This is a genomic window from Streptomyces sp. NBC_01341 (genome assembly GCF_035946055.1).
In the GTDB taxonomy this organism is placed as follows: domain Bacteria; phylum Actinomycetota; class Actinomycetes; order Streptomycetales; family Streptomycetaceae; genus Streptomyces.
Genome location: NZ_CP108364.1, coordinates 2,057,586 through 2,080,199, shown reverse-complemented (window position 1 = coordinate 2,080,199; position 22,614 = coordinate 2,057,586). Strand labels below are relative to the sequence as shown.

The 22,614-nt window shown below is 71.7% G+C and carries 19 protein-coding genes; 12 read left to right on the top strand and 7 right to left on the bottom strand.

What is annotated here, in order from left to right:
* Positions 1–110: 110 nt before the first annotated feature.
* Genes OG206_RS08770 through OG206_RS08755 form a run of 4 tightly spaced genes read right to left on the bottom strand, consistent with a single transcriptional unit; the run spans position 111 to position 2,880 of the window.
* Positions 111–260 carry a hypothetical protein gene (locus OG206_RS08770; RefSeq protein ID WP_327113991.1) on the bottom strand — a complete coding sequence of 50 codons (150 nt, stop codon included), beginning with the start codon at positions 258–260 and terminating at the stop codon, positions 111–113.
* Complete coding sequence (locus tag OG206_RS08765; RefSeq protein WP_442805827.1) at positions 260–1,105, bottom strand: SAM-dependent methyltransferase; 846 nt, start codon at positions 1,103–1,105, stop codon at positions 260–262. Before OG206_RS08765 ends, OG206_RS08770 begins: the two co-directional genes overlap by 1 nt.
* Positions 1,106–1,118: 13 nt before the next feature.
* A complete protein-coding gene (locus OG206_RS08760; RefSeq protein ID WP_327113987.1) occupies positions 1,119–1,823 on the bottom strand; it encodes a glycerophosphodiester phosphodiesterase in 705 nt (234 codons plus the stop codon).
* A 22-nt stretch (positions 1,824–1,845) separates the two neighbouring features.
* A complete protein-coding gene (locus OG206_RS08755) occupies positions 1,846–2,880 on the bottom strand; it encodes an adenosine deaminase (protein ID WP_327113985.1) in 1,035 nt (344 codons plus the stop codon).
* A 118-nt stretch (positions 2,881–2,998) separates the two neighbouring features.
* Between OG206_RS08755 and OG206_RS08750 the strand changes: the two genes are divergently transcribed.
* On the top strand, positions 2,999–3,676 hold the full coding sequence (locus tag OG206_RS08750) for a DUF4190 domain-containing protein (RefSeq protein WP_327113983.1): 678 nt from the start codon (positions 2,999–3,001) through the stop codon (positions 3,674–3,676).
* 105 nt (positions 3,677–3,781) lie between these two features.
* On the opposite strand, the gene OG206_RS08745 is transcribed toward OG206_RS08750, so the two are convergent.
* On the bottom strand, positions 3,782–4,321 hold the full coding sequence (locus OG206_RS08745; RefSeq protein ID WP_442805940.1) for an NADAR family protein: 540 nt from the start codon (positions 4,319–4,321) through the stop codon (positions 3,782–3,784).
* Positions 4,322–4,539: 218 nt separating this feature from the next.
* Between OG206_RS08745 and OG206_RS08740 the strand changes: the two genes are divergently transcribed.
* The 8 genes from OG206_RS08740 to OG206_RS08705 all read left to right on the top strand — a co-directional run bounded on the left by OG206_RS08740 (position 4,540) and on the right by OG206_RS08705 (position 14,231).
* Complete coding sequence (locus tag OG206_RS08740; RefSeq protein WP_327113979.1) at positions 4,540–6,054, top strand: gamma-aminobutyraldehyde dehydrogenase; 1,515 nt, start codon at positions 4,540–4,542, stop codon at positions 6,052–6,054.
* A 48-nt stretch (positions 6,055–6,102) separates the two neighbouring features.
* Positions 6,103–7,353 carry a polyamine ABC transporter substrate-binding protein gene (locus OG206_RS08735; protein ID WP_327113977.1) on the top strand — a complete coding sequence of 417 codons (1,251 nt, stop codon included), beginning with the start codon at positions 6,103–6,105 and terminating at the stop codon, positions 7,351–7,353.
* Positions 7,354–7,401: 48 nt separating this feature from the next.
* Complete coding sequence (locus OG206_RS08730) at positions 7,402–8,553, top strand: ABC transporter ATP-binding protein (RefSeq protein ID WP_327113975.1); 1,152 nt, start codon at positions 7,402–7,404, stop codon at positions 8,551–8,553.
* The gene (locus OG206_RS08725) at positions 8,550–9,473 is read left to right on the top strand and encodes an ABC transporter permease (protein ID WP_327113973.1); all 924 of its coding nucleotides are present in this window, start codon (positions 8,550–8,552) and stop codon (positions 9,471–9,473) included. Before OG206_RS08730 ends, OG206_RS08725 begins: the two co-directional genes overlap by 4 nt.
* Positions 9,473–10,279, top strand: a complete 807-nt coding sequence (locus OG206_RS08720) for an ABC transporter permease (protein ID WP_327113971.1) — start codon at positions 9,473–9,475, stop codon at positions 10,277–10,279. Before OG206_RS08725 ends, OG206_RS08720 begins: the two co-directional genes overlap by 1 nt.
* Before the next feature lie 21 nt (positions 10,280–10,300).
* Positions 10,301–11,716, top strand: a complete 1,416-nt coding sequence (locus tag OG206_RS08715; RefSeq protein WP_327113969.1) for an NAD(P)/FAD-dependent oxidoreductase — start codon at positions 10,301–10,303, stop codon at positions 11,714–11,716.
* 126 nt (positions 11,717–11,842) lie between these two features.
* The gene (locus tag OG206_RS08710) at positions 11,843–12,301 is read left to right on the top strand and encodes a hypothetical protein (protein ID WP_327113967.1); all 459 of its coding nucleotides are present in this window, start codon (positions 11,843–11,845) and stop codon (positions 12,299–12,301) included.
* An 85-nt stretch (positions 12,302–12,386) separates the two neighbouring features.
* Positions 12,387–14,231 carry a chitinase gene (locus OG206_RS08705; RefSeq protein WP_327113965.1) on the top strand — a complete coding sequence of 615 codons (1,845 nt, stop codon included), beginning with the start codon at positions 12,387–12,389 and terminating at the stop codon, positions 14,229–14,231.
* Here OG206_RS08705 and OG206_RS08700 read toward each other — a convergent pair.
* On the bottom strand, positions 14,216–14,764 hold the full coding sequence (locus OG206_RS08700) for a phosphatase PAP2 family protein (RefSeq protein ID WP_327113963.1): 549 nt from the start codon (positions 14,762–14,764) through the stop codon (positions 14,216–14,218). The genes OG206_RS08705 and OG206_RS08700 overlap by 16 nt on opposite strands.
* Before the next feature lie 395 nt (positions 14,765–15,159).
* On the bottom strand, positions 15,160–16,500 hold the full coding sequence (gabT, locus tag OG206_RS08695) for a 4-aminobutyrate--2-oxoglutarate transaminase (RefSeq protein WP_327113961.1): 1,341 nt from the start codon (positions 16,498–16,500) through the stop codon (positions 15,160–15,162).
* Positions 16,501–16,745: 245 nt separating this feature from the next.
* Between gabT and OG206_RS08690 the strand changes: the two genes are divergently transcribed.
* The 3 genes from OG206_RS08690 to OG206_RS08680 all read left to right on the top strand — a co-directional run bounded on the left by OG206_RS08690 (position 16,746) and on the right by OG206_RS08680 (position 22,495).
* On the top strand, positions 16,746–19,112 hold the full coding sequence (locus tag OG206_RS08690) for an ATP/GTP-binding protein (protein WP_327113959.1): 2,367 nt from the start codon (positions 16,746–16,748) through the stop codon (positions 19,110–19,112).
* 150 nt (positions 19,113–19,262) lie between these two features.
* The gene (locus OG206_RS08685; protein ID WP_327113957.1) at positions 19,263–20,840 is read left to right on the top strand and encodes a PucR family transcriptional regulator; all 1,578 of its coding nucleotides are present in this window, start codon (positions 19,263–19,265) and stop codon (positions 20,838–20,840) included.
* Between the two features lie 209 nt (positions 20,841–21,049).
* Positions 21,050–22,495, top strand: coding sequence for an aldehyde dehydrogenase family protein (locus OG206_RS08680; RefSeq protein WP_327113955.1), 1,446 nt, complete (start codon positions 21,050–21,052; stop codon positions 22,493–22,495).
* The last annotated feature ends 119 nt before the right edge of the window (positions 22,496–22,614 follow it).

Here is a 22,614-nt window from a genome sequence, read left to right as displayed (position 1 = left end):
GCCATGACGACGACCATCGCCGTGCGGTTCACGTCCTGCCCCTTCGCGTCCGTCGAGTTGACGCTGTGGACGAGGTCCGGGACAGATCGCGGGTGGCGGCCGGCACCGAGTCAGTCCTGGACGGGTCCAGGTGGCGGCGGGCATGTCGGGGAGCGCGGTACCACGAACGGCATCGTCACCGCCGCCCGCACGATCAGCGCGATGCCGACGTCGGTGGCCCACGCCTCGCGCGGGTCCGCCGTGCCCAGGGTCTTCGGCATCAGGGTTTCCGGCCGACAGCGCCGAACTGCGCGACCTCGGGATTCCGCGCGGCGGAGCCGGACCGCCAGCGCGAGCAGGACACGATGCCGGGCTCCAGGACGTCGAGGCCGTCCAGGAAGGAGGCGATGTCGGAGCGGCTGCGCGCGGTGATCGGCGGAGTGGCGTTCTCGTTCCAGAAGCGCATGGCGGCCTCGTTGCCCCCGCCGTCCAGTTCCAGCGTCGGGTGGGTGAGCACCAGATGGCTGCCGGAGGGAAGCGCGTCCATGAGCGTGGCCACGATGTGCCGGGCCTCATCGGTGTCCAGGATGAAATTGAGGATGCCCAGCATCATCACCGCGACGGGCCGGCCGAGGTCCAGGGTGCGTCCGGCGAGCCGCAGGACCAGGTCCGGGTCCCTGGCGTCCGCCTCGATGTACTCGGTGGCGCCTTCGGGTGAACTGGTCAGCAGGGAGCGGGCGTGGGCCAGCACGATCGGGTCGTTGTCGAGATAGACGACGCGGGCGTCGGGCGCCGTGTGCTGGGCGACCTCGTGGGTGTTGTCCGCCGTCGGCAGGCCGGTGCCGATGTCCAGGAACTGGCCGATGCCCGCGTCCCCGGCCAGATGGCGCACCACCCGGCCCAGGAAAGCCCGGTCCGCGCGGGCCACTTCGCCGATGCTCGGATACATGCCCGTCACCTGCTCGCCGACCGCACGGTCCACGGGGAAGTAGTCCGTGCCGCCCAGCCAGTAGTTCCACACACGGGCGTTGTGGGCGATGTCGGAACGGACACGGGCTGGGACCGCGCTAGGGCTGGACTCGGGCACGACTGCTCCTGGGATCACGGACGGTACGGCACCGACCATGATGCCGGATCGATCAAGTGTGCTCGCGTGTAAGAGAGTTGGTGAGCTCGGCGCGCAGCGCCCCGATGCGGTTCGTCGTGATCGAGTCGGCGCCGCACGCGATCAGCCGGCGCATCGTGCGCCGGGTGTCCGCCGTCCAGGCGGAGACGAGCAGACCGTCGCCGTGGACCCGGTCGGTGATCTCGCGGCTGAGCAGACCGAACCGGTAGTTCAGCCAGCGCGGCCGCACCGCGTCGAGCAGCACGGGGCGCGGGGGTGCGAGCGTCGTCCAGGTCAGCGCGATCTCGGCCGACGGATCGGCGGCCCGCACGCGCAGCATCGCGTGCGTGTCCGCGCAGTAGTACACCTGCTCCTCCGCCCCGCACTCGCGGACCGCGCCCACGGTCCGCCGTACGGACACGTCGGTCGAGCCGGGAAGATCGACCATGACCCGGCAGGTGCCGGCGGCGGACAGCGCCTCGTCCAGTGTGGGCACCCCGCCGCCGGTCCGCTCCTCCAGCTCCTTGTGGTCCAGCCGGTCGACGCGGACGTCGTGGCCCCACAACCGCTCCAGGGTGGCGTCGTGGAGCAGGACCGGCACGCCGTCCCGGGTGACGCGGACGTCGATCTCGACCGCGTCCGCGCCCCGTTCCACGGCGGACCGGATCGAGGGCAGGGTGTTCTCGCGGGTGCGGTAGGGATCGCCGCGGTGGGCCACGGCGGTGACGGTGGTGGTCATGGGGCCATTGTGACCGCGAGGTTCACCGGCCGGGAGCCTCCAGCCAGTTCGTCGTGTACGTGTCGATCTCGGCGGCGAGCGTCTGCTTGCCCGCCGGGTCCAGATACGACGCCTCGACGGCGTTCTTCGCCAGCGCCGCCACCCCGTGCTCGTCCAGGGAGAGCAGCCTGGCCGCGACCGCGTACTCGTTGTTGAGGTCGGTGCCGAACATGGGCGGGTCGTCGCTGTTGACGGTGACGAGTACGCCGGCCTGGACCATCTCCCTGATCGGGTGCTGTTCGATGTCGGCCACCGCGCGCGTGGCGATGTTCGACGTCGGGCAGACCTCCAGGGCGATCCGGTGCTCGGCGAGGTGGGCCAGCAGCTCCGGATCCTGGGTGGAGCTCGTGCCGTGGCCGATGCGCTCCGCGCGCAGCGCGGTCAGTGCGTCCCAGACGGTCTGCGGGCCGGTGGTCTCCCCGGCGTGCGGCACGGAGTGCAGGCCCTCGGCGATCGCGCGGTCGAAGTACGGCTTGAACTGCGGGCGGTCCACACCGCGCTCGGGCCCGCCCAGGCCGAAGGAGACGAGCCCCTCCGGCCGCAGGTCCACGGCCAGCCGGGTCGTCTCCTCGGCGGCCTCCAGGCCGGCTTCACCCGGAATGTCGAAGCACCAGCGCAGCACGACGCCGAGCTCGGCCTCGGCGGTCTTGCGCGCGTCCTCGATGGCCTCCATGAAGCCCTGCTCCGGAATGCCCCGGCGGGTCGAGCTGAACGGTGTGACGGTCAGCTCCGCGTACCGGATGTTCTGCCGCGCCATGTCACGGGCCACCTCGTAGGTCAGCAGGCGGACGTCCTCCGGGGTGCGGATCAGGTCCACCACCGAGAGGTAGACGTCGATGAAGTGCCCGAAGTCGGTGAAGGTGAAGAAGTCCGACAGCGCCTCCGGGTCCGTGGGGACCTTGGAGTCGGGGTGGTGGGCCGCCAGTTCGGCCACGATGCGGGGCGAGGCGGACCCGACGTGGTGGACGTGGAGCTCTGCCTTGGGCAGCCCCGCGATGAAGGGGCGCAGGTCGTTCATCGGTATCTCCCGGATCTCGTTTTCCCGCCGGGCACACCGGCTGCACCGATCATCGTAGGCGGGGCCGTGCGGCCAGGCGCCGGGTCGTAGCATGGCGGCATCACGATGGGGGAGGCCCATGTCAGACAACACACAGCAGCCCGGTGGCGGGGGTGCGCCGCGCGATCCGTGGGCTCCGCCGGACAGCAGGGTCGATCTGGGGAAGTCCGCGGAGCCGCGCCCGCCGGCGGTGCACGACCAGCCCACGGTCACGTCCATGCCGGGCGCGGACGCGGGCACCGGGCCGATACCGGCGCCGCCGGCCGGAGCCTTCGGCCCGCAGCAGCCCGGCGTGCCCGCGCCGCCGATCGCGCCGACGGGGCCGGGGCAGCCCGCCCACTACGGCTACCCGGCGGCACCTGCCGCGCCCACGGCGTCGTACGGCTATCCGGGATACCCCGGTTACGGGGCACAGCCGCAGGGCTGGGGGGCTCCGGCACCCGCGAACGGGCTGGGTATCGCCGCGATGGTGCTCGGCATCGTCGCGGTGGCCGGCTTCTGCATGTGGGGGCTCGGCATCATCCTGGGCATCCTCGCCCTGATCTTCGGCCTCATCGGCCGGGGCCGTGCCAAGCGCGGGGAGGCGACCAACGGGGGTATGGCTCTCGCCGGGATCATCCTCGGGGCGATCTCGATCGTCATCAGCGCCGTCTTCCTCGGCTTCCTGATCTGGGCCATCGCCAACGACGAGTCGGGCACCGAGTTCGACTACGACGACCCGTACGCCACCTCACTGGTCGTCGGCGCCACGCGCTGACCCTCGCGGGGCGCGTGCCCGGCCGGAGGGACAGCGGACGGTCCCCGCATGAGTACCGCCCGGCCCGGGCGGGGAGGACCTTCTCCCCGCCCGGGCCGCCGCGTGTCACCCCGAACGCAGCTGTGACCGCGCCTCCATGAGCGCGAACCCCAGCAGATTGAGCCCCCGCCAGGACGCCGGATCCGCGGTGCGCGGATCGTCCTTGGCGAGCCCGATGCCCCATATCCGGTCCAGTGGGCTCGCCTCGACGAGCACACGGTCCCCGGTGCCCAGCAAATACGCCCGCAGCGCGGGGTCCTGGCCGAACTTGTGGACGCTGCCCTCCACCACCAGCGCGAACCGCTCCCGGGTCCACACCGTGTCGTCGAAGCCCCTGACCAGCCGGCCCACCTTCTTGGCCGCCGCGGGGCTGCCCGCCGCCACGGCTCGCCGCTCCGCCTCCGGGTCACCGAACAGCCTCGCCTTGCCGGCCATCATCCAGTGCTCGGCCGAGGCATAGGTCACGGAGCCGACCGTGAAGGGCGAGGGCCACCACTGGCTGAGACAGCTCGCCCCGAGCGTGCCGTCCGGACGGGGTCGATGCCCCCAGAAGGGCAGGTACTTCACGCGTTCACCGCGTGCCGTACGCGCCAGGAGGTCGTCCATGTGTTCCTGTCCCATGGCAGCCGAGTCTGACATCCGCCACTGACAGTCGGTATGGGGATTTCCGTGTTCACGCGACACATCGTCGACAGATTCCGTCGCGTAACCAAAAGGAAACAACGGAATCACTTGTTGGTAGAGGTCTCCTCTGTCAGGATCGGCACTCAAATCGAGAAGAAGCTACGCCGCCCCTGGTCAGGGGGGTGGCGGAGGAGAGCGTCATGGGCAACGGCTTCCAGGTGCAGGACCGCTTCGCCGAGGGTGCGCAGTACATCGGCGGACGGCTGCGAGCAGGCACGTCGGGGCGCCACCAGGAGGTGGTGAACCCGGCCACGGGCGAGACGGTGTTCCGGTACGAACTGGCGGGCCCCGACGACGTGGACGCCGCCGTCGGCGCCGCCCGCGCGGCGTTCCCCGGCTGGTCGGGAACCACCCCCGCCGAGCGCTCGGACGCACTGCACCGGTTCGCCGCCGTGCTCGCCGCGCGGTCCGACGACTTCGCGTACGCCGAATCCCTGCAGTGCGGCAAGCCGGCCAAGCTGTCCGCCGAGTTCGACGTACCCGGCACGGTGGACAACGCCTCGTTCTTCGCGGGCGCCGCCCGCCACCTGGAGGGGAGGTCCGCGGCCGAGTACAGCGGCGACCACACCTCGTACGTACGCCGGGAGGCCATCGGGGTCGTCGGGTCGATCGCCCCGTGGAACTACCCGCTCCAGATGGCCGCCTGGAAGATCCTGCCGGCCGTCGCGGCGGGCAACACGATCGTGCTCAAGCCCGCCGAGATCACCCCGCTCACCTCGCTGATGTTCGCGCAGGCGGCGACGGAGGCGGGTATCCCCGACGGTGTGATCAACATCGTGTCCGGCGCCGGCCGTGACGCGGGGGAGCACCTCGTCGGCCACCCCGACGTCGTGATGACCTCCTTCACCGGCTCCACCGCGGTCGGCAGGCGGGTGGCCGAGATCGCCACGGCCACCGTCAAGCGCCTGCACCTGGAACTCGGCGGCAAGGCGCCCTTCGTCGTGTTCGACGACGCCGACCTCGACGCCGCCGTCAACGGCGCGGTCGCCGCCTCGCTCATCAACACCGGCCAGGACTGCACGGCCGCCACCCGCGCCTACGTCCAGCGCCCGCTGTACGACGCCTTCGTGGCGGGCGTCGCGGCGCTGATGGAGACCGTGAGGCTCGGTGACCCCTTCGATCCGTCGACCGACCTCGGCCCGCTGATCAGTCACCAGCAGCGCGACCGCGTGGCGGGCTTCGTCGAGCGGGCCCGTGCCTACGCCACCGTCGTCACCGGTGGCGAGGCCCCGGGCGGCGAGCTCGCGGCGGGCGCCTACTACCGGCCCACCCTGATCACCGGCGCCGCCCAGGACAGCGAGGTCGTCCGCTCGGAGATCTTCGGCCCGGTCCTCGTGGTGCTGCCCTTCGACTCCGACGACGAGGGAATCCGCCTCGCCAACGACACCCCGTACGGCCTCGCCGCGTCGGCCTGGAGCCGCGACCTGTACCGGGCGAACCGCGCGACCCGCGAGATCGCGGCGGGCTGCGTGTGGATCAACGACCACATCCCGATCATCAGCGAGATGCCGCACGGCGGATACAAGGCCAGTGGCTTCGGCAAGGACATGTCGTCGTACTCCTTCGAGGAGTACACGCAGGTCAAGCACGTCATGTACGACAACACCGCGGTGGCCAGGAAGGACTGGCACCGCACCGTCTTCGGGGACCGATAGCAAGCGGCCGCCACCAGGCGGCCCCACCCACCCGGAAGGGCAACGCGTATGGAGCAGTACGAGCCCGAGCGCCTCTCCGCGCCCCAGCTTGCCGCCATGAGGCGCAGCCTCAGAAATGGCAGGGGAGCCCTCACCCGCCGTTCACTCCTGCGGGCGTCCGGCGTGGGCGCCCTCGCGCTCGGCGGCCTCGGCACGCTGAGCGCGTGCGGCATCCCGCCGGCGGAACGGCAGGGTGACGCCGCCGCGGCCTCGGACGACCACTCGGCAGCGGAGAAGCAGATCAACTTCTCCAACTGGACCGAGTACATGGACGTCAGCGAGGACGAGAAGAGCCGCCCGACCCTCGACGCGTTCACGAAACGCACCGGGATCGAGGTCAAGTACACCGAGGACATCAACGACAACGTCGAGTTCTTCGGGAAGATCAAGCCGCAGCTCGCGGCCGGCCAGGACACCGGCCGCGACCTCGTCATCGTCACGGACTGGCTCGCCGCCCGCATCATCCGGCTCGGCTGGGCGCAGAAGCTCGACCCCTCGAACCTCCCGCACGCGTTCGCGAACCTCTCGCCCCAGTTCCGCACCCCCGACTGGGACCCCGGACGGGCCTACTCCTACCCCTGGACCGGCATCCCGACGGTCATCGCCTACAACCAGAAGGCGACCGGCGGCCGCAAGGTCGACTCCATCACCCAGCTGCTCGACGATCCCAAGCTCAAGGGGAAGGTCTCCTTCCTGTCGGAGATGCGCGACTCGGTCGGCATGACGCTCCTCGACATGGGCAAGGACCCCGGATCCTTCAGCGACGCCGACTACGACGCTGCCATCGGCCGCATACAGAAGGGCGTCGACAGGAAGCAGATACGCCGCTTCACCGGCAACGACTACACCGCCGACCTCAGCAAGGGCGACATCGCGGCCTGCGTGGCCTGGGCGGGCGACATCATCCAGCTGCAGGCCGACAACCCGGACATCAAGTTCGCGATACCGGCGGCCGGTTACATCACGTCGAGCGACAACATGCTGGTCCCGGCCAGGGCGCGGCACAAGACCAACGCCGAGAAGCTCATGGACTACTACTACGAACCCCCGGTGGCCGCCCAGCTCGCCGCGTACATCAACTACGTCTGCCCGGTCGACGGGGTCGCCGCGGAACTCGCGAAGATCGACGAGGCGATGGCCTCCAACACGCTGATCCTGCCCGACAGGGCGATGGCCGCGAAGTCGCGGGCCTTCCGCTCCCTCAGCTCGGAAGAAGAGACGGCGTACGAGGAGAAGTTCGCCAAGCTCATCGGCGCCTGACAGGCCCGCCCCTCCCGATCTCCTCCGACACCACTGGGACCGCGACCCATGACACAGCAGCAGACGGCGGGCGGCGACGTCCGCCTCACCGGGATCAGCAAGACGTACGGCTCCTTCACCGCCGTGCACCCCCTCGACCTGACCGTCCCGCAGGGCTCCTTCTTCGCGCTGCTCGGCGCGTCCGGCTGCGGCAAGACCACCACCCTGCGGATGATCGCGGGGCTGGAGGAGGCCACCACCGGCACCGTGACCCTGGGCGGCCGCGACATCACGGGGCTCCCCCCGTACAAGAGGCCCGTCAACACCGTCTTCCAGAGTTACGCGCTCTTCCCGCACCTCGACGTCACCGAGAACGTGGCCTTCGGCCTGCGTCGGCGCGGCGTGAAGTCCGTGAAGAAGCAGGTCGGCGACATGCTCGACCTCGTGCAGCTGGGCGACTTCGCCCACCGGCGCCCGCACCAGCTCTCCGGCGGCCAGCAACAACGCGTCGCCGTGGCCCGCGCCCTCATCAACCACCCCCAGGTGCTCCTCCTGGACGAGCCGCTCGGCGCCCTCGACCTCAAACTGCGCCGCCAGATGCAGCTCGAACTCAAGCGGATCCAGACCGAGGTGGGCATCACCTTCGTCCACGTCACCCACGACCAGGAGGAGGCCATGACGATGGCCGACACCGTCGCGGTGATGAACGGCGGCCGGGTCGAACAGCTCGGTGCCCCCGCCGATCTGTACGAGAACCCCCGGACCACCTTCGTGGCGAACTTCCTCGGGACCTCCAACCTCATCGAGGGCGAGGTCGTCTCCACCGGCACGGAGGTCGTCGTCTCCGCGGGCGGCGGCAAGCTCCGGCTGCCCGGTTCGCGATGTCAGGCCCCGGCCACAGGCGGCGGCAGGCTGCTGCTCGGCATCCGGCCCGAGAAGATCTCCCTCGCACGCGCCGAGGACGGCGGAGCCATAGCCGAGGGCCGCAACCGCGTCGCCGGGCGCATAGTCGACTCCAGCTTCATCGGGGTCAGCACCCAGTACGTCGTCGAGAGCCCGGCGGGCGAGGCGCTGCACGTCTACGAGCAGAACGTCGAGCACCGCGCCGGCCTCGCCCCGGGCGCCGAGGTCGTCCTGCACTGGAATCCCGACCACACCTTCGGTCTGGACGCCGCCCAGGACATCGCCGCCGGAGTGGAAAGCGTGGAGGACGCGGCGTGAGCGTCACCGAGGCGCCACCGGCGCGGACCACCGAACCGAAGATCCGTAAGCCGTCGGCCCGCAAGCGGCTCGTCCCCTACTGGCTGCTGCTCCCCGGCATCCTGTGGCTGCTCGTGTTCTTCGCCCTGCCGATGGTCTACCAGGCGTCGACCTCCGTGCAGACGGGTTCCCTGGAGAAGGGATTCCAGGTCACCTGGCACTTCCAGACGTACTGGGACGCCCTCACCGACTACTACCCGCAGTTCATCAGGTCCCTGCTGTACGCCGGCACCGCGACGCTCCTGTGCCTGCTGCTCGGCTACCCGCTCGCGTATCTGATCGCCTTCAAGGCGGGGCGCTGGCGCAACCTCGTCCTCGTGCTGGTCATCGCACCCTTCTTCACCAGCTTCCTGATCCGCACGCTCGCCTGGAAGACGATCCTGGCCGACGGCGGTGCGGTCGTGGACGTCCTCGGCACGCTGCACGTCCTCGACGTCACGAGCTGGCTCGGCTGGACGGAGAACAACCGCGTCCTCGCCACCCCCATGGCCGTCGTCTGCGGTCTGACGTACAACTTCCTGCCGTTCATGATCCTGCCGCTCTACACCTCGCTGGACCGCATCGACGGCCGGCTCCACGAGGCCGCGGGCGACCTCTACGCCACCCCGGCCACCACCTTCCGCACGGTGACGTTCCCGCTGTCGATGCCCGGGGTCGTCTCCGGCACGCTGCTGACCTTCATCCCGGCCAGCGGCGACTACGTCAACGCGGAACTCCTCGGCTCCACCGACACCAAGATGGTCGGCAGCGTCATCCAGAGCCAGTTCCTCCGGGTCCTGGACTATCCGACGGCAGCCGCCCTCTCCTTCATCCTCATGGCGGTCGTGCTCCTCGTGGTCACCGTCTACATCCGCCGCTCCGGTACGGAGGACCTGGTCTGATGCCCGTACTCCGATGGATCCGCCGCAACCTGGTCGTGCTCGCCGGTCTGCTGACCCTCACGTACATGATCCTGCCGAACGCCGTCGTCATGGTGTTCTCCTTCAACAAGCCGAACGGGCGCTTCAACTACGCCTGGCAGCGGTTCTCCCTGGACGCCTGGAAGGACCCCTGCGGCGTCGCCGACCTCTGCGGTTCGCTGTCGCTCTCGCTGCGGATCGCCGTCTGGGCCACGGCCGGCGCGACCGTGCTCGGCACGATGATCGCCTTCGCCCTGGTCCGCTACCGCTTCCGGGCACGCGGCGCGATCAACTCGCTGATCTTCCTTCCGATGGCCATGCCCGAAGTCGTCATGGCCGCCTCACTGCTCACGCTCTTCCTCAACATGGGCGCCAGGCTCGGCTTCTGGACCGTGCTGATCGCCCACATCATGTTCTGCCTCAGCTTCGTCGTCACGGCGGTCAAGGCGCGCGTGATGTCGATGGACCCGAGGCTGGAGGAGGCCGCCCGCGATCTGTACGCGGGCCCCGTCCAGACCTTCGTCCGGGTGACGCTGCCGATCGCCGCACCCGGGATCGCGGCGGGAGCGCTGCTGGCCTTCGCGCTCTCCTTCGACGACTTCATCATCACCAACTTCAACGCCGGCTCCACGGTGACCTTCCCCATGTTCGTCTGGGGATCGGCCCAGCGTGGGACACCTGTGCAGATCAACGTCATCGGTACGGCCATGTTCGTCATCGCCGTGGCGGTGGTCCTCGCCGGACAGCTCATAGCGAACCGGCGGAAGAGCAATGCGGGAAAACAGTAGAACCCGAAGGAGTTGGAAACCATGGCCCCGGATGCCATGCGTACCGCCGCACAGTCACTCTCCGACGCACGCCCCCTGTCCTACTGGCTCGACGACCCCGGGCGGCCTCAGGCCCTCCCCGCCCTCACGGGGGACGAGCACTGTGACCTCCTCGTCGTCGGCGGCGGGTACAGCGGTCTGTGGACCGCCCTGCTCGCCAAGGAGCGGGACCCCGGTCGCGATGTCGTCCTGATCGAGGGCGACGAGGTGGGCTGGGCCGCCTCCGGTCGCAACGGGGGGTTCTGCGCGGCGTCCCTCACCCACGGCCTCGCCAACGGACTGGAGCGCTGGCCGGACGAGATCGGGAAGCTGGAGGAACTGGGCGCGCGGAACCTCGACGCCATCGAGGCGGCCGTCACCCGCTACTCCATCGACTGCGAGTTCGAGCGCACCGGTGAGATCGACGTGGCCACCCAGCCCCACCAGCTCGAAGAGCTGCGCGCCTGGCACCGCAGCACGCGGGAGCTCGGATTCACCGGGCTGGAACTCCTCGACCGCGACCAGGTGCGCGCCGAAGTCGATTCACCGACATTCCTGGGCGGACTGCTGGACCGGCGCGGCGTCGCCATGCTGCATCCGGCGAAGCTCGCCTGGGGACTGAAGGAGGCCTGCCTCGGCCTCGGCGTACGGATCTTCGAGCACACCCGGGGCCTGGACCTCGCGACGTCGGGTCCCGGAGCCGCGGTGCGCACCCCGTACGGCCGGGTGTTCGCCCGCAGGGTCGCACTGGCCACGAACATCTTCCCGTCGCTGGTCAGGAGGGTGCGCGCGTACACGGTGCCGGTGTACGACTACGCGCTGATGACGGAGCCCCTCGACGCGGACCGGCTCGCCTCGATCGGCTGGGGGAACCGCCAGGGCCTCGGCGACAGCGCGAACCAGTTCCACTACTTCCGGCTCTCGGCGGACAACCGCATCCTGTGGGGCGGATACGACGCGATCTACCCCTACGGCGGCCGGCTGGACGCCTCCCTGGACCAGCGGCCCGAGACCTTCCTGAAGCTCGCCGGACAGTTCTTCGCGTGCTTCCCCCGGCTTTCCGGAGTGCGCTTCAGCCATGCGTGGGGCGGTGCGATCGACACCTGCTCACGCTTCTCCGCGTTCTTCGGCACGGCGCACGGCGGGCGCGTCGCCTATGCCGCCGGATACACCGGCCTGGGGGTCGGGGCCACGCGTTTCGGGGCCGACGTGATGCTCGACCTCCTCGCGGGCGAGGAGACGGAACGCACCACGCTCGCCATGGTCCGCTCCAAGCCGATGCCCTTCCCGCCCGAGCCCTTCGCCTGGGCCGGGATCGAGCTCACCAAGAGGTCACTCGCCCGGGCCGACAGCCATGGGGGCCACCGCAATCTGTGGCTGCGGACCATGGACCGGATGGGGCTCGGCTTCGACAGCTGACCCGGGGTGACCCAGGTCACCGCCGGCGGGTGGCCGAACCCGCGTCATGATCCGGTCCGGCCCCTCTCTCTTCCGTGAACGCACCGCCGGAACACCGCCGGTGCCCACGGGAGAGGGAGGCAGTTCATGGCCGGTACGGGGGCGAAAGCCGCGGTCGTATGGCTCGCATCGGTGGCACCGGATCCGGAGGCCTGCCGGGAGGAGTGGGAGCGCAATCCGCGGGGGATCGCGCTCCTGCCCGCCGGGAAACGCTGGGACGTGCTGATCGTCCCCGGTGAACTGGGCTATCCGACGCTGGACGTGATCACGCGCCTCATCGACCGGCCGGGGCCGGTGCTGGCGGACTTCGGCGACTCCCGGATGGGCTTCTTCGTGCCCCCGGGGACGGCTGCCCGGTGGGTCGGGACGGGCATCCGCGGGGTCGGCCGGGGCGCCTGGATCGTCGTGCCGCGTCCGGGCAGCACGGTCGGGGGTGTGCGGTGGCTCATCCCGCCCGACGGGTCGGGGGTGCTCACCGACGCCACGCTTCTCGAACTCGCTCTGCACGAGGCCGCCGCAGCCCGCGGCAGCCGTGACGGGCGATGATGCGGCGCCAGAGGTCTTGACAACGTGATTGGTCTGGACCATGTTGTGCGCGAACCGCTCCATTCCTGCGCGCACGGAGGCTGTTGTGGAACGCACCGCATCCCGTACCGGACCATCCGCCAGACCGTCCGGTCTGCTCGCCGGGTTCTCGGCGGTCCTGCTCGCCGCCGGTGCCCTGGTCGCCGCGGCGCCGGCCGCCGGCGCCGCGGACGCCGATCTGGCGCGCAACGGGGGCTTCGAGGCGGGCCTGGACGGCTGGTCCTGCTCGGCCGGCAGCGGAGCGGTCGTCAGCACGCCCGTGCACGGCGGCACAGCGGCACTGAAGGCGACACCGGCCGGCAGTGACCATGCCCGGTGCTCCCAGACGGTGACGGTGAAGCCCGACTCCACCTACACGCTCGGTGCGTGGGTGCGGGGCGACTACGTCTACCTCGGGGCATCCGGCACCGGCACCACCGACGTGTCCACGTGGACCCAGTCCGCCGGTGCCTACAAGCAGCTCACCACGACCTTCAGGACCGGCCCGGCGACCACCTCGGTGACCGTCTACACGCACGGCTGGTACGGCACCCCCGCCTACTACGCCGACGACCTCAGCCTGGTCGGCCCGGGCGGCACCCCCGTCACCGTCCCCCCGGTCCCCACCGGGCTCGAGGCCGGGACGGCCACCGCCTCCTCCGTGCCGCTGTCCTGGACCGCGTCCGCCGGAGCCACCGGTTACCGCGTCTACCGCGGCGGCACCAAGGCCCTCGACACCACCGGGACCTCGGCGACCGTGACGGGCCTGGCGGCCTCCACCGCGTACGGCTTCCAGGTCAGCGCCGTCAACGCCGCAGGGGAGTCCGCGAAGTCCGCCGCCGTGAACGTCACCACGGGCACGGGCGGCGGCGGGGGCGACGGCGGCGGGCTCCCGGCCCACGCACTCGTCGGCTACCTCCACTCCAGCTTCGCCAACGGTTCCGGGTACACACGCATGGCCGACGTGCCGGACTCGTGGGACGTCATCAACCTCGCCTTCGGCGAGCCGACGTCCGTCACCTCGGGCGACATCCGCTTCTCGCTCTGCCCGGCCACCGAGTGCCCGAACGTGGAGAGCGAAGCCGAGTTCAAGGCCGCCATCAAGGCCAAGCAGGCCGCCGGCAAGAAGGTGCTGATCTCGATCGGCGGCCAGAACGGCCAGGTGCAGCTCGCCTCGACCGCTGCCCGTGACGCCTTCGTCTCCTCCGTCAGCACGATCATCGACACCTACGGCCTCGACGGCCTGGACATCGACTTCGAGGGCCACTCGCTGTCACTCGCCACGGGAGACACCGACTTCCGCAGCCCGACGACCCCCGTCATCGTGAACCTCGTCTCCGCGGTGAAGTCGCTCAAGGCGAAGTACGGCGAGAGCTTCGTCCTCACCATGGCGCCCGAGACCTTCTTCGTGCAGCTCGGCTACCAGTACTACGGCTCCGGCCCCTGGGGCGGCCAGGACCCGCGCGCCGGCGCCTACCTGCCGGTCATCCACGCCCTGCGCGACGACCTCACCCTGCTCCACGTCCAGGACTACAACTCGGGCCCGATCATGGGCCTGGACAACCAGTACCACTCGATGGGCGGCGCCGACTTCCACATCGCGATGACCGACATGCTGCTCACCGGCTTCCCCGTCGCGGGCGACCAGTCCAGGGTCTTCCCCGCGCTCCGCCCCGAGCAGGTGGCCTTCGGCCTCCCGGCATCCATCCAGGCGGGCAACGGCCACACCTCGCCCGCCGAGGTCACCAAGGCGCTGAACTGCCTGACGAAGAAGGCGGGCACGAGCTGTGGCTCGTACCAGACGCACGGCACCTGGCCGGGGCTCCGCGGGCTGATGACCTGGTCCATCAACTGGGACCGCTTCAACAACTGGGAGTTCTCCAGGAACTTCGACGCCTACTTCGGCGGCTGACCACTCCGCGTGAGGGCCCGCAGCGTGAGCAGCAGCACCGCGCTCAGGCACCAGCCGGCCACCACGTCCAGCGGCCAGTGGTAGCCGCGCAGCACCAGACCGACGCTCGTCGCCGCCGTCAGCAGGACGGCGGCGACGAGCGTCATCCATGACCGCCTCACATACGGGGCGAGCAGCAGGGCCGCCGCGCCGTACGCCACCGCCGCCGTGGTCGTGTGGCCCGAGGGGTAGTAGCCCGTGGCCTCCGTCAGCGGGCCCTGACGGTCCGTCCACAGCTTCAGCGGGACGACCAGTGCCGGCACGGCCGCCATGGCCAGGACGGCGTACAGGGCCGCGCGCCGGGCCCGGCGGAACCAGGCCACCAGGACGGCGCACGCCAGCACGGGCACGGCGACCTGCATGTTGCCGAGGTCGGCGAAGAGATCCGCGAGCCCGGCCGGGCCGCGTCCCGCCAGCTCCAGGCCGAGGCGCTCGTCGGGCCCGAGCAGGGGCCCGGCGGTCAGCACCTGCCAGGTGACCAGGACGAAGAGCACCGCCGCCGCGGCCGTGGAAACGAGAAGAACCGGCCACCCGGGAACAGGGGGGATTGTTCCGGGGTGGCCGGTCGGATCGGGTTGCCGCGCGCCCCGGGGGGTGTGGGGCGAGCGGCCATCCGATCGGTGAGGAGTTCCGGAGCCCGAAGCTCCGGTGGTGTGCGCGAGGGCACGGCCGGCACGGCGCTGGGGGAGCCCCGTCCCGGCTTCGTCCGCAGTCCCCTGCGGGCGGGGTGTTTCTCTCATCTGGGAAAACCGTACGTCAGAGGGAGTGGGCACCGGAAGCGACAACGGTATCCCGCCATCGCCCCCGCACACCTTCTTCACACGCCCTCACCCGGTCCCCGGTCATTGCCGTCGAAAACGGCGCCCGGCGGCCGGGTGGGTCGCCCGGATCAGAGCTGCGCGAACGCCTGCTCGAGGATGTCGAGGCCCTCGTTCAGCAGGTCCTCGCCGATGACGAGCGGCGGCAGGAAGCGGAGCACATTGCCGTAGGTGCCGCAGGTCAGCACCAGCAGTCCCTCGGCGTGGCACGCCTTGGCCAGCGACGCTGCCGCGGCGGCGTCGGGGTCCTTCGTCCCGGACTTCACCAGCTCGATCGCGATCATGGCGCCACGGCCGCGGATGTCACCGATGATGTCGCCGTTGGACAGCTTGGCCCGCATCTCGCCGAGGCGGCCCTTCATGACCTCCTCGATGCGCTTGGCCCTCCCGTTCAGGTCCAGCTCGCGCATCGTCTCGATGGCGCCGAGCGCACCCGCGCAGGCCACCGGGTTTCCGCCGTACGTGCCGCCGAGGCCACCCGCGTGGGCGGCGTCCATGATCTCGGCACGGCCGGTCACCGCGGAGAGCGGGAGACCGCCGGCGATGCCCTTGGCCGTGGTGATGAGGTCGGGCACGATGCCCTCGTCCTCGCAGGCGAACCACTGGCCGGTGCGGCAGAAGCCGGACTGGATCTCGTCCGCGACGAAGACGATGCCGTTGTCCTTCGCGAACTGTGCGATCGCCGGGAGGAAGCCCTTGGCGGGCTCGATGAAGCCGCCCTCGCCGAGGACCGGCTCGATGATGATCGCGGCGACGTTGTCGGCGCCGATCTGCTTGGTGATCTCGTCGATGGCCTGGGCGGACGCCTCGGCGCCGGCGTTCTCGGCCCCCGTCGGCCAGCGGTAGCCGTACGCGACGGGCACGCGGTAGACCTCGGGCGCGAACGGACCGAAGCCCTGCTTGTACGGCATGTTCTTCGCCGTCAGGGCCATCGTCAGGTTGGTCCGGCCGTGGTAGCCGTGGTCGAAGACGACGACCGCGGTGCGCCTGGTGTGGGCGCGGGCGATCTTCACGGCGTTCTCGACGGCCTCGGCGCCCGAGTTGAACAGCGCGGACTTCTTGGCGTGGTCGCCCGGCGTCAGCTCGGCGAGCTGCTCACAGACCTCGACGTACCCCTCGTACGGCGTGACCATGAAACAGGTGTGGGTGAAGTCGGCGAGCTGCGCGGACGCCCGGCGCACGACGGCCTCGGCGGAGGCGCCCACGGACGTCACGGCGATACCGGAACCGAAGTCGATCAGCCGGTTGCCGTCCACGTCCTCGATGATCCCGCCGCCGGCCCGGGCGGTGAAGACCGGGAGCGTGGAACCCACACCCGCGGCGACGGCCGCCACGCGGCGAGCCTGCAGCTCGACCGACTTCGGGCCGGGGATGGCAGTGACGACGCGGCGCTCCTGCGGGATGTCGGACATGCGGGGCTCCTGGGGGTGTTTCGGACGCTTCTGTTTCTGCAGGCTAGGGGTGGGCGCGGGCAGCGGTCATGCTCCGATCGGGAGTGGTGCCGGCGTGTCCTTGTCCGCGACGGACAGATGGGCGGGCGCCAGCCCGGCGGGACGCCTCGCCGGGTCATCCGGCCGCATGGCTGAACTCCCGGTGCCCGGGCACTAGATTGGCCGGTGCAGAAGGCGGGACCTGGCTGGTCAGGGGGCAGCGGTTCATGGACACCGAAGGCATGTACGACGCACGGGGCACGGGCGCGGGCCGGGTGCCCCGTCCGGCGGGGCCACCGCCCGCCGCGCCGCCGCCGCCCACGCACGCCCCGCACCCGGGGCCCCCGCCGGCCGGCGGGGGCCTGGACGCCTGGATGCGCGCACCCCGCCCCGAGGCCGGCCCGGGCGTCTGGCGCTACGGCCACACCCCGCGCCCGCCGGAGAGGCCCGAAGGTGTGTCGGACCGCTCACTGGTGGTGGGGGTCCTCATCTCCGCGCTCTCCGGACTGCTCCTGTGGTCCCTGTGGCGCAACGGCTACATCCCCTACCGACTCGTCCCGCTGAAGCTGTTCACCCCCCGTGACTGGTGGTACGCCGGGACGTTCGGCGGGCCCAGGACGATCGAGGGGGCCGACGCCCTCACGGTCTACGAGGCCGTCCTCTTCGGGCTCCTCGTCCACGCCTGCGGAAGGCTCGGCAATTGGTCCGAGATCTTCCGGCGCCATGTCGCCGGACGCGGACAGCCCTTTCTCGCGCTGGCCACCGCCGCCGGGGGAGCCGTCGCCGAGGTCCTCGTGTGGAAGGACGCCGTCCCGCTCGTCAGGCCGGTGCTGATCCTGGTCGCAGCGGTCGCCGGCGGTGAGATCTACCAGAGCCAGGCCGTGGTCGACGTGATCTACGCCGTGATCGCCCTCGGGGTCCTCTGGCCGTTCGCCCGCCTCGGGCGCTGGCGCGAGCTGGTCGCCGCCCGCACCGGAAAGGGCGCCGCCGGGGCGTCCGCAGCCCCCGCCGCGCCCCCGGACGCGCCGGCCCCCGAGCAGTGGCCCGAGCTGCGTGCCGCAGGGCTGACCGATGCCGCCGAGACTCTCACCGCGGAGGTGCGGACCGGCCGGATGAACGACGTGGACGTCGCGCGACTGCGCCACGCCTGGACCGTCGGCCGGGCGCACCCGGAACGCCTCAGCGCACTCACCGAGGCCGTCCTGCGCACCGGAGGCGCGGCCGCGCTGCACCCCTCCGGCGCGCGCGACCTTCCCCGCCGCGCCGCCCGGCACGACCTGCTCACGGGCCAGGTGAGGATCGGCACCTTCGCCGACGACCCCCACAACCCGTACGCCCGACGCGGCTCCGGCACCGCCCTGGAACCCGCGCTGCTGGGCACCTCCCTGCTCGCCGTCGGGCCGCCCGGGGCGGGCAAGTCCGCCCGGCTCGTGCGCCCCGTCGTGGAGTCGCTCGCCCTGCAGGCGCTCGCCGGCCGGGCCGCCGTGCTCGCCGTCGGCGGGGGCGGGGGCGAGCTCGGCCCCGACGAGGCGTTCGACGTCGTGGTCCGGATCGGCGACCCCTCGTCCGTCCACGACTTCGACCTGTACGGCGGCACGACGGACCCCGACGAGGCCGCGAGCGTGCTCGCGGAGGGACTGGTCGGCGACGTGCCCCAGCTGGACAGCAGGCGTGCCGCGACCGTGCTCGCCCAGCTGCTGGGCCCCTACCGCGCCGCCCACGGGCACTTCCCCGGGGTACCCGAGCTCCGGCAGCTCCTGGACGGCGACCACGCGCCGACCGACGCACTGCGGGAGGCACTGGCGGCCGGCGGTCATGAGTCGATGCTGCGTGAGCTGGAGGCCCGCACCCGGCAGAAGGGCGGCGCCGGGGACCCCGGGCTCGCCCTCGCCGACCGGATCGCCCTCCTCGACCGCCCCGCGTTCGCCCCCTTCTTCACCACCGGTGAGCAGGCCCGGCCCTTCTCGCTGCGCTCTCTGGAGCACCTGCCGCTCCGGGTCAGGATCGACCTCCCGGAGCGGGCGCACGCGGAGGCGTCCCGCCTGCTGACCCGGCTGGTGCTCGCCCAGTTCACTGCCGTGACCGCCGCCCGGACCGACCGGTCGCTGTTCGTCTGCCTGGTGCTCGACGACGCCACGCACACGGTCACCGCGGGGACCGTCCGCGGTGTCCGGCGGCTTCGCTCGGTCAACGCGGGCGCCGTTCTCGCCCTGCGTACCGTCGACGACGTCCCCGAGCAGCTGCACACCGCGCTGCTGGGCGCGGTCGGCTGCTGCATGGCGTTCAGCGGGGTCACGACCTGGGACGGCAAGCGTTTCTCGGAGGCCTGGGGCAAGGAGTGGATCGAGACCCGCGAGGTCGCCGAGCACGCCGTCTTCGCCGACCAGCCCTTCACCCGCGCCCTGCACGCCCTGCGCAAGCTCGTCACCGGCAAGGCCGTGACGAGGGAAGCCGTCACCGTGCGGCGGGTCGAACGGGAGCGCTGGTCGGCCTCGGAGCTGGCGTACTCCCTGCCCGCCGGACACGCGGTCCTGTCCCTGACGACGGTGGACGGTGAACACGCGCCCCCGCTCCTGGTCGAGCTGAGTGGCTGACCGGGCGGTGACGGGGACCCTGCCGCCCTGGCAGAATTGCCCCCGTCCGTCTGTACGAGGCGGCGTAATCGAGCCGTCCGCCCAGGGCGGCACAACCGGGCCGCGCCCCCCGAGGACGGTCCCATCGACTCCCGGAGGTCCGGCGGTCCCATGCCTCCCACTCTCGCCTCCCTCGTCCAGCACTCGGCGCTCAGGCTGACCGTCCGGGCGGGGGCCGACCGGCTCGGTACCCCGGTGCGCTGGGTGCACGCCAGCGAGCTGGCCGACCCCGTGCCGTACATGGAGGGCGGCGAGCTGCTGCTCGTCACGGCGACCAACCTCGACGCCCGGGACCCGGGGACCATGCGCCGGTACGTACAGCGGCTCGCCGGCGCGGGAGTCGTGGGTGTGGGCTTCGGTGTCGGCGTCACGTACGACGACATCCCGGCGGCTCTCGTGGACGCCGCCGAGGAAGCGGGACTGCCGCTCCTCGAAGTGCCCAGACGCACGCCGTTCCTGGCCATCAGCAAGGCCGTGTCGGCGGCCATCGCGGCCGACCAGTACCGCTCGGTCACGGCCGGATTCGAGGCACAGCGCGAGCTGACCAGGGCGGCCGTCGCCGGGGACGGTCCCACGGCGCTCCTCACACGGCTCGCCGCGCACATCGACGGCTGGGCGGCCCTCTACGACTCCTCGGGAGCCGTCCTCACCGCCGCACCGGACTGGGCCGCCCGGCGCGCGGCCCGGCTCACGCCCGAGGTGGAGCGCCTGCGCGACCGCCCGGCCCCGGCCAGCGCCGTCGTGGGTGACGCCGAGGGCGACGACCGGGTCGAGCTCCAGACCCTGGGAACCGGCCGCCGGGCCCGCGGCGCGCTGGCCGTCGGCACGGGCGCGGCGCTCGGCACGGCAGAGAGGTACGCCGTGAACTCGGCCGTGGCGCTGCTGACGCTGACCACGGCACGCTCCCGCGCGCTCCAGGGCGCGGAACAGCGTCTCGGAGCGGCGGTCCTGCGGATGCTGCTCGCGGGCCAGTCGGATCACGCCAGGGCCGTCGCGGGGGATCTGTACGGAGGGCTCCTCGACGCCCCCTTCCGGCTCCTCATCGCGGAGGCGCCGGTCCCGGCCGGGACCGAACCGCTCGCCGAGGCGCTCGACGCGGCGGCCGGCCGGTCCGGCGAGACCCTGCTGATGGTGCCCGAGGGGGAGCGCCTCGTGGTCCTGGCCGTGGACGGCGGCGCCGTGGTCGCGGCCTGCGCGGCGTACGCGCGGGCCGAGGAGGAGCGGCCGCCGCGCGACTCCGGTGCCGAAGAACCCGACGTCGTCGTCGGCCTCTCGGCGCCCGCCGGGCCGATCGCGGTCTCCGCCGCCTACAAGCAGGCCGAACAGGCCCTCTCGGTCGCCCGCCGCCGCGGCCGGGTGCTCGTCGAGCACGAGGAGCTCGCCGCGGGGTCCGTCCTGCCGCTCCTCGCCGACGACGCCGTACGCGCCTTCGCCGACGGGATGCTGCGGCCGTTGCAGGAGCACGACGCCAAGGGCCGCGGGGACCTCGTCGCCTCCCTGCGCGCCTGGCTCTCCCGGCACGGCCAGTGGGACGCGGCGGCCGCCGACCTCGGTGTCCACCGCCACACCCTGCGCTACCGGATGCGCCGCGTCGAGGAGATCCTCGGCCGCTCGCTGGACGACCCGGACGTGCGCATGGAGCTGTGGCTGGCACTGAAGGCGACGGCGGCCTCGTCGGGGACGCCGTAGCGCCGTGCCGGAGCGGCCGGCTCCCGTCTCCCGCCGTCGCAGGCGGGAGACGGCCGTGGCCGCATCCGACAAAGCGGCGCACCGTCCACCCGCTCCACTCCACGGTGGACAAGCCTCATTCGTCGCGGGTCGCCCTACGGTGGGGCCGAAGGGCGCCTCCGCGGTGCCCGGCGATCCTCGTTCACCACCCCTGAAGGGCCGGAACCGCCATGACTTCCACCCACGCCTTCTGGCTGGCCGGCCGCCGGGCCACCGGCGAGGACAGCTTCGACGTCACCAACTCCTGGGACGGACGCCTCGTCGGCACGGTCTCCGTACCGACCGACGCCCAGGTCGAGGAAGCCGTCGCGGCGGCTTGGGCCGTGCGCGAGGAGTTCGCGGCGACCCCGGCCCACGTACGGGCCGCCGCGCTCGACCACGTCGTACGCCGCCTCACGGAGCGCACCGAAGAGATCGCGCAGCTGATCTCGGCGGAGAACGGCAAGCCGGTCAAGTGGGCGCGCGGCGAGGTCGGCCGGGCCGTGTCCGTGTTCCGGTTCGCCGCCGAGGAGGCCCGCCGCTTCAACGGGGGCGAGGCCCAGCGCCTCGACACCGACCCCGGCGGCACCGGCCGCCTCGGGCTGACCCGGCGCTTCCCGCGCGGCCCCGTGCTCGGCATCTCGCCGTTCAACTTCCCGCTCAACCTGAGCGCCCACAAGGTCGCCCCGGCCATCGCCGTCGGCGCGCCGATCATCCTCAAGCCGGCGCCTGCCACCCCGATCTCCTCGCTGATCCTGGGCGAGCTGCTGGCCGAGACCGACCTCCCCGCCGGGTCCTGGTCCGTGCTGACCGTGCCCAACGACAAGATGCCCGCCCTGGTCCAGGACGAGCGGCTGCCCGTGATCTCCTTCACCGGGTCCGGCCCCGTCGGCTACTCGATCATGGAGTCGGTGCCGCGTAAGCACTGCACCCTCGAACTCGGCGGCAACGGCGCCGCCGTCGTGCTCGGCGACTGGTCCTCCGAGGAGGACCTGGACCGTGCGGCGGACCGCATCGCGACCTTCTCCAACTACCAGGGCGGCCAGTCCTGCATCTCGGTGCAGCGGGTCATCGCCGACGCCACCGTGTACGACCGGCTCGTCCCGAAGATCGTCGCCGCCGTCGAGGCCCTGGTGACCGGTGACCCCTCCGACGCGGCCACCGACGTCGGCCCGCTGGTCAGCGAGGACGCCGCCCGCCGTGTCGAGTCCTGGGTCGACGAGGCCGTCACCGCCGGCGCCACCCTGCTCACCGGCGGCAAGCGCGACGGCGCCACCTACGCCCCGACGGTCCTCACCGACCTCCCGGACACCACGACGATCGCCGGCGAGGAGGTCTTCGGACCGGTCCTGTCCATCCGGAGGACACAGGGCGAGGCCGAGGCGTTCGCCGCCGTCAACGACTCCAAGTACGGCCTGCAGGCGGGTGTCTTCACCCACGACCTGCAGACCGCCTTCCGTGCCCACCGCGCCCTGGAGGTCGGCGGCGTGATCATCGGCGACGTGCCCTCCTACCGGGCCGACCAGATGCCGTACGGCGGCGCCAAGCAGTCCGGAGTGGGCCGCGAGGGCGTGCGCTACGCCATGGACGACTACACCTACGAGCGGGTCCTGGTCCTCACTGGCCTGGCCCTGTAGCCGCCAGCACCGACGGAACCGGCCGGAGCCCGCTGTGCGGGGGCTCCGGCCGGTTCCGTGTGCCGCCGGGAGCCCGCCGCAGGGGTGGTGGGGGTGACGCAGATCGGGTAGATACGGAC

What these genes read in the sequence shown, in the direction of transcription:
- OG206_RS08770 (WP_327113991.1), bottom strand. Translation starts at nt 260, where the DNA reads ATGCCGAAGACCCTGGGCACGGCGGACCCGCGCGAGGCGTGGGCCACC.
- OG206_RS08765 (WP_442805827.1), bottom strand. Translation starts at nt 1,105, where the DNA reads ATGGTCGGTGCCGTACCGTCCGTGATCCCAGGAGCAGTCGTGCCCGAG.
- OG206_RS08760 (WP_327113987.1), bottom strand. Translation starts at nt 1,823, where the DNA reads ATGACCACCACCGTCACCGCCGTGGCCCACCGCGGCGATCCCTACCGC.
- OG206_RS08755 (WP_327113985.1), bottom strand. Translation starts at nt 2,880, where the DNA reads ATGAACGACCTGCGCCCCTTCATCGCGGGGCTGCCCAAGGCAGAGCTC.
- OG206_RS08750 (WP_327113983.1), top strand. Translation starts at nt 2,999, where the DNA reads ATGTCAGACAACACACAGCAGCCCGGTGGCGGGGGTGCGCCGCGCGAT.
- OG206_RS08745 (WP_442805940.1), bottom strand. Translation starts at nt 4,321, where the DNA reads ATGGACGACCTCCTGGCGCGTACGGCACGCGGTGAACGCGTGAAGTAC.
- OG206_RS08740 (WP_327113979.1), top strand. Translation starts at nt 4,540, where the DNA reads ATGGGCAACGGCTTCCAGGTGCAGGACCGCTTCGCCGAGGGTGCGCAG.
- OG206_RS08735 (WP_327113977.1), top strand. Translation starts at nt 6,103, where the DNA reads ATGGAGCAGTACGAGCCCGAGCGCCTCTCCGCGCCCCAGCTTGCCGCC.
- OG206_RS08730 (WP_327113975.1), top strand. Translation starts at nt 7,402, where the DNA reads ATGACACAGCAGCAGACGGCGGGCGGCGACGTCCGCCTCACCGGGATC.
- OG206_RS08720 (WP_327113971.1), top strand. Translation starts at nt 9,473, where the DNA reads ATGCCCGTACTCCGATGGATCCGCCGCAACCTGGTCGTGCTCGCCGGT.
- OG206_RS08715 (WP_327113969.1), top strand. Translation starts at nt 10,301, where the DNA reads ATGGCCCCGGATGCCATGCGTACCGCCGCACAGTCACTCTCCGACGCA.
- OG206_RS08710 (WP_327113967.1), top strand. Translation starts at nt 11,843, where the DNA reads ATGGCCGGTACGGGGGCGAAAGCCGCGGTCGTATGGCTCGCATCGGTG.
- gabT (WP_327113961.1), bottom strand. Translation starts at nt 16,500, where the DNA reads ATGTCCGACATCCCGCAGGAGCGCCGCGTCGTCACTGCCATCCCCGGC.
- OG206_RS08690 (WP_327113959.1), top strand. Translation starts at nt 16,746, where the DNA reads ATGGACACCGAAGGCATGTACGACGCACGGGGCACGGGCGCGGGCCGG.
- OG206_RS08685 (WP_327113957.1), top strand. Translation starts at nt 19,263, where the DNA reads ATGCCTCCCACTCTCGCCTCCCTCGTCCAGCACTCGGCGCTCAGGCTG.
- OG206_RS08680 (WP_327113955.1), top strand. Translation starts at nt 21,050, where the DNA reads ATGACTTCCACCCACGCCTTCTGGCTGGCCGGCCGCCGGGCCACCGGC.